The organism is Streptomyces sp. NPDC033174 (genome assembly GCF_055577795.1).
In genome coordinates this window covers 776,025-788,792 of sequence record NZ_JBVIPQ010000002.1, presented here as the reverse complement: position 1 = coordinate 788,792, position 12,768 = coordinate 776,025, and the positions used below count along the sequence as shown (strand labels likewise).

The window sequence follows — 12,768 nt, the reverse complement described above, 5'->3', positions numbered from 1 at the left end:
CACCATGCGGTCTGCTGATCTCCGCACTGTACCCGGCGTGTCCCGGAGGTGTCCGGCCGAGCGCGGGAAGCCCCGCCGCGTGACGCGACGGGGCTCGTGAAGCGCCTGAAATCAGCCGACCGTGACGACCTCGGGCTCGCCCGACATGACGCCGTCCTTCTCCATCTGCTCGGCGATCTTCATCGCCTCCTCGATCAGCGTCTCGACGATCTTCGACTCGGGGACGGTCTTGATGACCTCGCCCTTGACGAAGATCTGGCCCTTGCCGTTGCCGGAGGCGACGCCGAGGTCGGCCTCGCGGGCCTCACCGGGGCCGTTGACGACACAGCCCATGACGGCGACGCGCAGCGGCACCTCCATGCCCTCGAGGCCGGCGGTGACCTCCTCGGCGAGCTTGTAGACGTCGACCTGGGCCCGCCCGCAGGACGGGCAGGAGACGATCTCCAGACGGCGCTGGCGAAGGTTGAGGGACTCCAGGATCTGGATGCCGACCTTGATCTCCTCGGCCGGCGGGGCCGACAGGGAGACGCGGATCGTGTCGCCGATGCCCTCGGAGAGCAGCGCGCCGAAGGCCACGGCCGACTTGATCGTGCCCTGGAAGGCGGGGCCGGCCTCGGTGACGCCCAGGTGCAGCGGGTAGTCGCACTGGGCGGCGAGCTGACGGTAGGCGTTGACCATCACAACCGGGTCGTTGTGCTTGACCGAGATCTTGATGTCGCGGAAGCCGTGCTCCTCGAAGAGGGACGCCTCCCACAGGGCGGACTCGACGAGGGCCTCGGGGGTCGCCTTGCCGTACTTCTTCAGCAGCCGGGCGTCGAGCGAGCCGGCGTTGACGCCGATCCGGATGGGGGTGCCCGCGTCGGAGGCCGCCTTGGCGATCTCCTTGACCTTGTCGTCGAACTGCTTGATGTTGCCGGGGTTGACGCGGACGGCCGCACAGCCGGCGTCGATCGCCGCGAACACGTACTTCGGCTGGAAGTGGATGTCGGCGATGACCGGGATCTGCGACTTCCTCGCGATGGTGGCGAGGGCGTCGGCGTCGTCCTGCGTCGGGCAGGCGACCCGGACGATCTGACAGCCGGAGGCGGTCAGCTCGGCGATCTGCTGCAGCGTGGCGCCGATGTCCGAGGTACGGGTCGTCGTCATCGACTGCACCGAGACCGGCGCGTCGCCGCCGACGGCCACCGAGCCGACCTGGATCTTCCGGCTGACCCTGCGGTCGGCGAGCTTCGTCGGAACGGACGGGATACCGAGAGAAATCGCGGTCATCTGCTGTGCAACCCCAAGGTGTGGCCAAGATGCGGATCGAGGTCCCGTACATCGGCGGGCTCAGGTATTCGAGGTTACAGCCCCGGGGTGGAGCGGCCGGACACCAAGGGGTGTCCGGCCGCCGTGGCCACCGCGTTGCCACTCGTCCGGCTAGGAGATCTTCACCGGGTTGACGATGTCCGCCACCAGCACGAGCAGCGTGAAGCAGACGAATACCCCGGCCACCACATAGGCCACCGGCATCAGCTTCGCCACGTCGAACGGGCCCGGGTCGGGACGCCTGAGGACCCGGGCGACATTGCGGCGCACGGACTCCCACAGCGCTCCCGCGATGTGCCCGCCGTCCAGCGGCAGCAGCGGGAGCATGTTGAAGAGGAACAGGGAGACGTTGAACATCACCAGCAGCCCCAGGAACCAGGAGAGGATCCGCTCCGGCGGGGCGTCGACGTTCATCAGCTCGCCGCTGATCCGGGCGGCGCCGACGACGCCGACCGGGGAGTCGGCCTTGCGCTCGCCGTCGCTGAAGGCCGCGTTCCACAGGTCCGGGATCTTGCTGGGCAGTGCGATGACCGACTCCACGCCCGTCTGCATCAGGTCGCCCATGCGGTCCACGGACTGCCCGAAGGTGAGCGGGAGCACCTCGGGCTTCGCGGCGAAGCCCAGGTAGCCGGCGTCTACGTACTGCAGGGGCCGGACGACCTGTCCGTTCTCGTCCTTCTTCAGCACCTGGTTGCGCGCGAGGGTCGGGTGCAGGTCCAGCTCCTCGCCGCCGCGCTCGACGGTGATGGTGGCCGGGCCGATCGTCTCGCGGATGTGGTCCGAGAGGGTGTTCCAGTCGTCGACGCGCTTCCCGTTGAAGGCGACGATCCGGTCGCCCTCGCGCAGACCGGCGGCGAAGGCGGGCGAGACCGGGTCCTTCTTGTCGCAGGTCTCGCGCTTCTCGCTCTGGTCGATGACGCACTTCTGGACACCGGCGACCTTGGTCGTGTTGGTCTCGTAGCCGAAGTACATCGAGGTGCCGAAGAACAGCGCCGCGGCCAGGACCAGGTTCATGAACGGGCCGGCGAACATCACGATGACGCGCTTCCACGGCTTGCGCGTGTAGAACAGCCGCGTCTCGTCGCCGGGCTCGATCTCCTCGAAGGAGGCCTCGCGGGCGTCTTCTATCATGCTGCGCCACGGCGACGTGGACCGTGCCTCGATGCGCCCGTCCGGGCCCGGCGGGAACATCCCGATCATGCGGATGTAGCCGCCGGCCGGGATCGCCTTGATTCCGTACTCCGTCTCGCCCTTGCGCCGCGACCAGATGGTCGGGCCGAAGCCGACCATGTACTGCGGCACACGGATGCCGAAGAGCTTGGCCGTGGAGAGGTGACCGAGCTCGTGCCAGGCGATGGAGACGAGCAGTCCCACGGCGAACAGCGCTATGCCGAGGACCGTCAACAGAATCGTCATGCGTGCGCCTCCGCCGTTGTCTTCGCTGCCAGTTCACGGGCCCGGGCGCGTGCCCAGGTCTCCGCTTCCAGGACGTCCGCCACCGTGAGTGAGGTTCCCTGTCCGGGCACTCCGTGTTCGGTGACGACCGCAGTGACCGTATCCATGATTCCGTTGAACGGCAGCCGGCCGTCGAGGAAGGCGGTCACGCATTCCTCGTTCGCGGCATTGAACACCGCCGGCGCGGTACCGCCCAGCTCGCCGACGTGACGGGCGAGTCCGACGGACGGGAACGCCTCGTTGTCCAGCGGGAAGAACTCCCAGGTGGAGGCCTTGGACCAGTCGAAGGCGGGGGCCGCGTCCGGGACGCGCTCGGGCCAGCCGATGCCGAGGGCGATGGGGCCGCGCATGTCGGGCGGGGTGGCCTGGGCGAGCGTCGAGCCGTCGATGAACTCCACCATCGAGTGCACATACGACTGGGGGTGGACGACGACCTCGATGCGGTCGAACGGGATGTCGTAGAGCAGATGGGCCTCGATCACCTCCAGGCCCTTGTTGACCAGCGTGGCGCTGTTCACCGTGATGACCGGGCCCATGGCCCAGGTGGGGTGGGCCAGGGCGTCCTCGCGGGTGACACCGGACAGCTCGGCCCGCGTACGGCCGCGGAAGGGGCCGCCGGACGCGGTGACGACCAACTTGCGGACATCGGCGCGGGTGCCGGCGGCGAGGGCCTGGAACAGCGCGGCGTGCTCGGAGTCGACGGGGATGATCTGGCCGGGCTTGGCCAGCTCCTTCACCAGCGGGCCGCCGACGATCAGCGACTCCTTGTTGGCGAGGGCGAGCGTGCGGCCCGCCTCCAGGGCGGCGAGGGTGGGCGCGAGCCCGATGGAGCCGGTGATGCCGTTGAGCACGGTGTGGCAGTCGGACGCGGCGAGCTCGGTGGCCGCGCCGGGCCCCGCCAGCACCTCGGGCAGCGGCTCGGAGCCGTACTGCTCCTTCAGCGCCTCGTGGAGCGCGGGCACCATGTCCTCGCGGGCCACCGCGACCGTACGGACCCGGAGCCGGCGCGCCTGCTCGGCGAGCAGCGCGACCCGTCCGCCGGCGGCGGACAGGGCGGTGACGCGGAAGCGGTCGGGGTTGCGCAGGACCAGGTCGATCGCCTGGGTGCCGATGGACCCGGTGGAGCCGAGGACGACGATGTCCCGGCGGCTCGCGCCCTCATCGGGGGCGAAGACGATACGTGGGTCGGCGAGGGGTGATGGGCTGTCGCTCATGCCCCCCATTCTTGCGTGATTGCCGGCGCGTCAGGACAACGCTCCCCGGGATCACCCTCGGGGACGGTCGCGGGGGTGTTCCCGGAGGGTGTCAGGCGCCGTTCCTGGTGGCGTCCTGGAACTTCTTCCACTGCGCGGTGATGATCTCGGCCGGTACTCCGCCGACGTCCTTGGTGTCGGTGATCTCGGCACGGAAGGCGAGGGTCGAGGACCCGGAGCGGACGACCGTGAGGTACTCGTACAGCTTCTCCACACCCTTCACGTCGAGGATGGTGAAGCGGTACGCCTTCGCCTCGTCGCCGATCGCCGGCGGCTTCGCGGGCTCGACCTTCAGGTACTTCGCCCTGGCGACGGCCCGCTCCTCGGTGAAGCCGCCCGCGCACTGCGTGCCTGCGGCGGCGAGGTTCTTGAGGACGGTGGCGGCGCCGTCGCCCGCGTACGAGCGCAGCTGGACGCCGACGTTGATGCCGATCATCTCGTCGGGGACGTCGAGCTGGCGCTGGACCTCGGCCGCGGGGTCGGGGTCGGCGACCTCCTTGGCGAGGCTGACGAGGGGCTGGCAGACGGCGGGCGCGGCGGTGTAGCTCTCGCTGTGGGGCACTCCGAGGGCGTACTCGGACGCGGTGTACGCGCCGACCTTCTCCTCGTCGGCGAAGGCGGCGGCCTTCAGCTGTGCCTCGGTCAGGGGCGCCGGGCCGCCGCCGGGGGCCGGGGTGCTCGCGGAGGGCTTGGTGTCGGCCTTGCCTCCGGGCTCCTTGTCCTCGCCTGAGCATCCAGCGGCGCCCACGAGCACCGTGCCGACGAGCGCGACCGCGGCCGTACGCCGAAACCCTGCGAACATCGCTTCCCCCTGTGTGATGTCGATCTGTGTGGTGTCGAGGTGTTGATCGTGATCGAGGCTCGATTATGGCGCTCAGGCGGCGCCGCGACGAAACTCCTCGAACACATGATGGAAGTCGGGGAACGTCTTCCGTACGCAGCCGGGGTCGTCGAAGGTGATGCCGGGGGTGCGCAGAGAGGTCACGGCGAAGGACATCACGACGCGGTGGTCGCCGTGGGTGGCGATCTCGGCGGCTCGGGGCGCGCCGGGGTGGATCTCGATCCAGTCCGGGCCGGTGTCCACGGTGACGCCGAGGCGGCGGAGGTTCTCGGCGCAGGCGTCGAGACGGTCGCACTCCTTGACCCGCGTGTTGGCGACGTCCTCGATGCGCACGGGGCCGTCGGCGAACGGCGCGAGGGCCGCGAGGGTCGGCATCGTGTCGGAGATGTCGCGCATGTTCACGGTCAGGCCGCGCAGCCGGCCCGTTCCCCGGACGGTCGTCCCGGCCCGGGTGACGTCGACGTCGGCGCCCATGCGGCGCAGGACGTCGACGAAGGCGAGATCGCCCTGGAGCGCGCCGGTGCCGAGGCCGGGGACGGTGATCTCACGGCCGGTGAGGGCCGCCGCCGCGAAGAAATAGCTCGACGTCGACGCGTCGGGCTCGACGGCGTAGGTGGTGGCCGCGTAGCCGCCGGGCGGGACGGAGTAGGTCGCGCCCCCGGCCGTCGCCTCCCTGGTCACCTCCACGCCGAAGGAGCGCATCATGGCGCGGGTGAGCTCCACGTACGGCTCCGACACCAGATCGGTGACAGTGATCCGCAGGCCCTCGGCGGTGAGCGGGCCGAGCATCAGCAGCGCGGTGAGGTACTGGGACGACTGGCCGGCGTCCAAGGTGAGCGCGCCGCCCTTGATGCCGTGCGCCTCGATGGTGAGCGGGTGGTGGCCCTCGGCCTCCTCGTGGCGCAGGTCCACACCGAGGGCGCGCAGCGCCTCGGTCAGCGGCGCGAGCGGACGGCGGCGCATCTGGGGCGAGGCGTCGAAGCGGAAGGTGCCGTGGCCGGCGGCGGCGAGGGTGGGCAGGAACCGGGCGGTGGTGGCGCCGTCACGGCAGTACACGTCGGCGGTGACCTCGGCCGGCCCGGCCGGCCGCCCTTCGATCCGCCAGACGTCCCCGCCGCGCTCGACGCGGTAACCGAGCCGGATGAGCCCCTCGGCGAAGCCCTCGGTGTCGTCGGAGACGAGGGGCCGCTGGAGGGTCGTCGTGCCGTGCGCGGCGGCGGCGAGGAAGAGGGCGCGGGCGGTGACGGACTTGGAGCCGGGGATGTGGAGGAGGGTCACGCAGGCATGGTGCCGCGCGGGGCGCAGCGGCGCCGCGGTTGTCCGCACGGTGGACGGGCGGCACCATCGGGCACCCCGGTGCCGGCTGTGGCCGGCACCGGGTCCGCCCGTTCCGCCCCGGGCGGGGCGGAACGGGCGGGCACCGGTCCTGCCGGCGTTGCCGGTGCGCCGGCGCTCCTCCGGTGTCAGTCGATCTTGCGGTGGACGTTCTCGTGGATCGCCGGGCCCGGGGTCGCGTCCGCGATCCAGGGGCCGTCGCCGCTCGGGTCGACGATGCCCTCTTCCAGCCAGGTGTACGTACCGGCCAGGACCCCGTCCACCACCTTGCGGTCGAGGTCGTCCGTGTTGGCCCAGAGGCGGCCGAAGAGCTCCTCGACCCTCAGCCGGGACTGGCGGCAGAAGGCGTCCGCCAGCTGCTGGGCCTCCCTGCCGTGGTCCCCGTTCGCACGGAGCATTTCCGCCCGTACGCAGGCCGCGCTCATCGCGAAGAGTTCCGCGCCGATGTCGACGATCCGGCCGAGGAAGCCCTGCTTGGTCTCCATGCGGCCCTGCCAGCGCGACATCGCGTAGAACGTGGACCTGGCCAGCTTGCGCGAGGCCCGTTCGACATAGCGCAGATGCGCGGCGAGGTCGCCGAACTCAGCGTATGAGTTGGGGAGTTGACCGGGTCCGGCGACGAGCTTCGGCAGCCAGCGGGCGTAGAACCCACCCGCCTTCGCGCCTGCCTTCGCCTTGTCGGAGAGGGTCTTGTCCGGGTCGATGATGTCGCCGGCGACCGCCAGATGCGCGTCCACGGCCTCGCGGGCGATCAACAGATGCATGATCTCGGTGGAGCCCTCGAAGATCCGGTTGATGCGCAGGTCGCGCAGCATCTGCTCGGCGGGGACCGCGCGTTCGCCGCGGGCGGCCAGGGAGTCGGCGGTCTCGAAGCCGCGACCGCCCCGGATCTGGACCAGCTCGTCGGCCATCAGGCAGCCCATCTCGGAGCCGTACAGCTTGGCCAGGGCGGCTTCGATACGGATGTCGTTGCGGTCCTCGTCGGCCATCTGGGAGGCCAGGTCCACCACGGCTTCGAGGGCGAAGGTGGTCGCGGCGATGAAGGAGATCTTGGCGCCGACGGCCTCGTGGCGGGCGACCGGCTTGCCCCACTGCTCACGGACCGAGGACCATTCGCGGGCGATCTTCAGGCACCACTTGCCGGCCCCGACGCACATGGCGGGCAGGGAGAGACGCCCGGTGTTGAGCGTGGTGAGGGCGATCTTGAGGCCGGCACCCTCGGGGCCGATGCGGTTGGCGGCGGGGACCCGGACCCGGTGGAAGCGGGTGACGCCGTTCTCCAGGCCGCGCAGCCCCATGAAGGCGTTGCGGTGCTCCACGGTGATGCCCTCGGAGTCCGCTTCGACGACGAAGGCGGTGATGCCGCCCTTGTGTCCCTCGGAGCGCGGTACTCGGGCCATCACGACGAGGAGGTCGGCGACGACGCCGTTGGTGGTCCAGAGCTTGACCCCGTCGAGGACGTAGTCGTCGCCGTCCGGGACGGCGAGGGTCGCGAGCCGGGCCGGGTCGGAGCCCACATCGGGCTCGGTGAGCAGGAAGGCGGAGATGTCGGTACGGGCGAGGCGGGGCAGAAAGGTGTCCTTCTGCTCCTGGGTACCGAAAATCTTCAGCGGCTGCGGTACGCCGATCGACTGATGCGCGGAGAGCAGGGCGCCCAGGGAGGGGCTGGCGGAGCCCACCAGGGCCAGGGCCTTGTTGTAGTACACCTGGGTGAGGCCGAGACCGCCGTACTTCGGGTCGATCTTCATGCCGAGGGCGCCGAGTTCCTTCAGGCCCCTGACCGTCTCGTCGGGGATGCGGGCTTCGCGCTCGATGCGCGCGCCGTCGATCTCGTTCTCGCAGAAGACCCTCAGCCTGGCGAGGAACTCCTCGCCGCGGCGCGCGTCCTCGCCGGAGGGCATCGGATGGGGATGGATGAGGTCGAGGCGAAAGCGGCCGAGGAACAGTTCCTTGGCGAAGCTGGGCTTGCGCCAGTCCTGCTCCCGGGCGGCCTCGGCAACGCGCCGGGCCTCGCGTTCGGTGACCTTGGGCGCGCCCGGGGAGGCCGCGTGGGAGGGGGACGTGACGGCCTGTGGGACGTCCGCGTCGGGGGCTTCGGCCTTGGGCGGGTCGTGCGGAGTGGATGGGGCGGACATGAGGGCTCACCTCGCCGCGAGTCGGGGGACCGGACGGTTGTGTACCGAGCGGTGCTACTCGTCCGTACTACCCGATACCAGCGCGTACGGAAAGACGGCCGGAGCCCCCGCACACTGCGCTCCCCGCATGGCGACTGACCTGCGATCTTCCTCCCACCTGCACGAACGCCCGGTGGCTTCGGTCCCGCATCTTCACTCAACTGTCCCAATCTCCGCCCGTCCTCGATCGGCCGTGTCCCCGTGGAACACGGGCTGAACCCCGGCCGCGACCGCGACCGGCACACCGGGTCAGGTCCCCAGCCGGCTCCGGGCATCCCACTCCGCCAGTACGGCAGCGTGCTTGGCCCGGTCCAGCCCGACCGGGACCTGCCCCTGAAGGTACTTGGGCGCCGGATACCCGCCGCTTCGGAGCGCCTTCCAGGTGTCGGCGACGGTCTCGGCGACCGGGCGGCACCGCAGTCCCGCGGCCAGGGCCTTCCGCGACGACGCCTGCCAGGTGCCGGCCACCTCGGGTATGTCCGGGGCCCACAGGGGGAGCTCCGTCCACGGGGCGACGTCCCACTTGTGCAGGAACGATTCATCCGCCCACACCAGCTCGGTGTCGGCGCCTGTGATGCGAACACACTCCCCGAGGAGGTCTCCCATGGTGGTGTTGCCCGGGATCCCACTGGTCACATAGCGGCCGCTGCCCTGCTCGGTCAGCAGGTCGAACACGAACCGGGCAATGTCACGAGCGTCGATCAGCTGCATCCGCCGGTCCGGAGTGCCCGGCGCCAGCACGCGGCCGCCCCGGGCGATGGTCTCCAGCCACCACGGGAGCCGCCCGACGCTCTCCCCCGGACCGATGATGATCCCCGGATTGATGATCAGTGACCGCTGGGGGAAGCTCTCCTCCACAGCCCGTTCGCAACCGGCCTTCAGCGCGTTGTACGCCACGTCGTCCGGCCCCGCGCCCGGCGGGCATTCGTGCCTCGGGTGGCTTTCGTCCACACCCTTGGCCGGCCAGTCGGCGTAGGCGTGGAAGGACGAGACGAAGGCGTACGCCGACGCGTGCGCGGCGAGGATCCTCGCGGAGAGCCGTACGGTACGCGGTACGAATCCGCAGGTATCGATGACGGCGTCCCAGTGTCGGCCGCCGGCCAGCGCCCTCAGTGCGGCTTCGTCCTCGCGGTCCCCCTTGACGGCCTCGACATCAAGGGGGTTCGGGCCGGACACGCCCCGGTTGAACACGGTCACTTCGTGGCCGCGCGCGCGGGCCTCGCCCACGAGGGCGCGCCCCAGGAAAACGGTTCCACCAATGATCAAGATCTTCATGGCGGCGAGTGTTCCACGCGCCCCCTCTGGCGGGTCCTCGTTCGCCCAGCAGCGTAGGGGGGCCGACCGTACAGGCACCTTGGCTCCTGGTCCGGCGGGCGCCGCGCGGGGGACGGTGGCCCCGATCTGGGCCACCGTGCATGTCGGCGCCGGGCCGCACAGCCGGGAAGGTCACGGATGCCATGTCGGCGGGCGCGAGCCGCACGAGTCACGGCGGGAGTTCGTCGACGCGGCCGTCGCGACGGGAGCTCCTGACGCGGAGATGGTTGCCGGGGCCAGTGGCAGACACATGAAGACGGCCGGAGCCCCCGCACAGTGGGCTCCGGCCGTCGGTCTCGGGTACCGCGGGCGGTACTAGAGCGCCAGGCCGGTGAGGACCAGGACGCGCTCGTAGGTGTAGTCGTCCATGGCGTAGCGGACGCCCTCGCGGCCGACGCCGGACTGCTTGGCTCCGCCGTACGGCATCTGGTCGGCGCGGTAGGACGGGACGTCGCCCACGATCACGCCGCCGACCTCCAGCGCGCGGTGGGCGCGGAAGGCGGTCTGCAGGTCGTGGGTGAAGACACCGGCCTGGAGGCCGTACTTGGAGTCGTTGACCGCGGCGAACGCCTCGGCCTCGCCGTCGACCTTCCTGACGGTCAGGACCGGTCCGAAGACCTCCTCGCAGGCGAGGGTGACATCGGCGGGGACGTCGGCCAGCACGGTCGGGGCGTAGCTGGCGCCCTCGCGCTTGCCGCCGGAGAGCAGGCTCGCGCCGGCGGCGACGGCCTCGTCGACCCAGGCCTCGACGCGCTTGGCGGCGTCCTCGTTGACCAGCGGGCCGACGTCGGTGGCGGAGTCGGACGGGTCACCGGTGACCTGCGCCTCGACGGCCGCGACGATCTTCGGGAGCAGGCGGTCGTAGACGGAGGCGTCGGCGATCACGCGCTGCACGGAGATGCAGGACTGGCCGCCCTGGTAGTTGGAGAAGGTGGCGATACGGGTCGCCGCCCAGTCCAGGTCCGCCTCGGTGGCCCAGTCGGCGAGGACGACGGCCGCGGCGTTGCCGCCGAGTTCCAGGGTGCAGTGCTTGCGCGGCACCGAGTCCTGGATGGCGAAGCCGACCTTGTCGGAGCCGGTGAAGGAGATGACCGGGAGGCGCTCGTCCTGGACGAGGGCGGGCATCCGCTCGTTCGGGACGGTGAGGACCGACCAGGAACCGGCCGGCAGGTCGGTCTCGGCCAGCAGCTCGCCCAGGACGAGGGCGGAGATCGGCGTGGCGGGGGCCGGCTTGAGGATGATCGGGGCGCCGACCGCGATGGCCGGGGCGACCTTGTGGGCGCTCAGGTTCAGCGGGAAGTTGAACGGCGCGATGCCGAGGACGACGCCCTTGGGCATCCGGCGGGTGAGTGCGAGACGCCCGGTGCCGCCGGCGTCGGTGTCGAGGCGCTGGGCGTCGCCGCCGTTGAAGCGACGGGCCTCCTCGGCCGCGAAGCGGAACACGGAGACGGCACGGCCGACCTCGCCGCGCGCCCACTTGATCGGCTTGCCGTTCTCGGCGGAGATCAGCTCGGCGATCTCCTCGGTGCGCTCGACGAGCCGCTTCGACACGTGGTCGAGGGCGGCGGCGCGGACGTGGGCGGGGGTCGCGGCGAACTCGTCCACGACGGCGTGGGCGGCGGCCACGGCCTCTTCGACCTGAGCCTCGGAGGGCACGCTGACCTTGCCGACGAGACGGCCGTCCCAGGGGGAGGTGACGTCGAAGGTGCTCTCGCCGGTCGCCTCGCGGCCGGCGAGCCAGAAGCCGTGGGTGACAGTCATCGCGTGTCCCGGCCCTTTCCGCAGTGGTGGGGTTCTTCCTCTCACACGGTAGGGCCGAGGGGCCGGACCGTCGTTTGTCCGTGATGGAGAAGTCCGGGGCCGCGCCCCTCCGCTTTGGCGGATGCGCTCAGCGCCGGCGCTCGGTGGAGACGATGAGACAGACGCCGGCGACGACGACGGCGCCGCCGACCGCGATGGGCCAGGTCAGTGCCTCGTCGAGGACGAGGGCGCCCAGGAGGACGGCGACGACCGGGTTGACGTAGGCGTAGGTGGCGACCAGGGAGAGCGGGGCGGTCTGCAGCAGCCAGGCGTACGCGGTGAAGGCAAGGAGCGACCCGAAGAGCACCAGATAGGCGAGGGCGGTCCAGGAGCGGGCGGAGAAGGCGGTGACGTCGAGGCCGTGCTGCTCGCCGCGCAGGGACCCGACGGCCAGACAGCCGAGGCCGCCGGCGACCATCTCGTAGGCGCTGGCGGCGAAGGGGTTCTTGGGCATCGGGACCCTGGAGGGGGCGAAGGAGCCGACGGACCACAGGACGGTCGCCACGATCACGGTGAGAACGCCGCTGAGCCGCACCTCGCCACTGAGCCCCGGCAGGGTCAGCACGCCGAGCCCGGCGAGCCCCAGGAGCACCCCGCAGACGGCCCCGAGCCCGGGCCGCTCCCCGAACCCGGTCCGCAGCAGTACGACCCAGGCGGGCACGACGGCGATGAGCAGCGCGGCCAGCCCGGAGGGCACGGAGGTCTCCGCGAGCACGACGAGCCCGTTGCCGCCGAGGAGCAGCAGCAGCCCGACGACCGAGGTGGAGAGCAGCTGGGCGCGGGTCACCTTGAGCACCGCGATCCCGTGCCGCCAGGCGAGCAGCCCGGCGAGCAGCAGGCCGGCGACGACGAAGCGGGCGCCGGCGGAGAGGAAGGGGGGCATGGTCTCGACGACGACGCGGATGCCGAGGTAGGTGGATCCCCAGACGACGTAGACGATGAGGAGGGCGGCCCAGACGGCACCGGAGATCCGGCGGCGGCCGGGGGCGTGGGGGACGGAGTCCCGCCGGGTGTCGGATGCGGGATCGACGGCGCGACTTGTCATGCCCAGGAGATTAGGCAGAGCAAAGCCCCATCGCCAACAATTCTGCCCGAGTTCGGGCACGGAATCGGGTTTGGGGCGCGGCATGCGGCAGGGGGCGCGCGGCCTGGGGGCGAGGGCGCCGGGCTCGGCGCCGGCTCCCCGCAGCAGTCGACGGGTCGCGTTCCCCGGCACCGGGGCGTCGCGCTCTGCGCTGTGGAGCGACCGGGCCTTCCCTGATCGCCGACGCCGGCGCCGGGCGCGTGG

The 12,768-nt window shown here is 71.2% G+C and carries 9 protein-coding genes; all 9 read right to left on the bottom strand.

Annotation, left to right across the window (positions count from 1 at the left end; all coding sequences use genetic code 11):
• Positions 1–111: 111 nt before the first annotated feature.
• Positions 112–1,269: a flavodoxin-dependent (E)-4-hydroxy-3-methylbut-2-enyl-diphosphate synthase gene (ispG, locus tag ACZ5VC_RS09855; RefSeq protein ID WP_468706375.1), complete on the bottom strand. Its 1,158-nt coding sequence runs from the start codon at positions 1,267–1,269 to the stop codon at positions 112–114.
• A 150-nt stretch (positions 1,270–1,419) separates the two neighbouring features.
• Entirely contained in the window at positions 1,420–2,724 is a 1,305-nt protein-coding gene (locus ACZ5VC_RS09850; protein ID WP_469119536.1) for a M50 family metallopeptidase, read from the bottom strand.
• Complete coding sequence (dxr, locus tag ACZ5VC_RS09845; protein WP_468706379.1) at positions 2,721–3,977, bottom strand: 1-deoxy-D-xylulose-5-phosphate reductoisomerase; 1,257 nt, start codon at positions 3,975–3,977, stop codon at positions 2,721–2,723. The genes ACZ5VC_RS09850 and dxr overlap by 4 nt, the downstream gene beginning before the upstream one ends.
• Positions 3,978–4,068: 91 nt before the next feature.
• A complete protein-coding gene (locus ACZ5VC_RS09840; RefSeq protein WP_469119535.1) occupies positions 4,069–4,818 on the bottom strand; it encodes a hypothetical protein in 750 nt (249 codons plus the stop codon).
• Between the two features lie 72 nt (positions 4,819–4,890).
• Positions 4,891–6,135, bottom strand: coding sequence for a 3-phosphoshikimate 1-carboxyvinyltransferase (aroA, locus tag ACZ5VC_RS09835; RefSeq protein ID WP_469119534.1), 1,245 nt, complete (start codon positions 6,133–6,135; stop codon positions 4,891–4,893).
• 185 nt (positions 6,136–6,320) lie between these two features.
• Complete coding sequence (locus ACZ5VC_RS09830) at positions 6,321–8,327, bottom strand: acyl-CoA dehydrogenase family protein (protein WP_469119533.1); 2,007 nt, start codon at positions 8,325–8,327, stop codon at positions 6,321–6,323.
• 288 nt (positions 8,328–8,615) lie between these two features.
• Positions 8,616–9,641 (bottom strand): NAD-dependent epimerase/dehydratase family protein, encoded by a 1,026-nt coding sequence (locus ACZ5VC_RS09825; protein ID WP_469119532.1) that lies wholly within the window; start codon positions 9,639–9,641, stop codon positions 8,616–8,618.
• A 354-nt stretch (positions 9,642–9,995) separates the two neighbouring features.
• Positions 9,996–11,441 carry an aldehyde dehydrogenase family protein gene (locus ACZ5VC_RS09820; RefSeq protein ID WP_469119531.1) on the bottom strand — a complete coding sequence of 482 codons (1,446 nt, stop codon included), beginning with the start codon at positions 11,439–11,441 and terminating at the stop codon, positions 9,996–9,998.
• 127 nt (positions 11,442–11,568) lie between these two features.
• On the bottom strand, positions 11,569–12,525 hold the full coding sequence (locus ACZ5VC_RS09815) for an EamA family transporter (protein WP_469119530.1): 957 nt from the start codon (positions 12,523–12,525) through the stop codon (positions 11,569–11,571).
• Positions 12,526–12,768 lie beyond the last annotated feature (243 nt).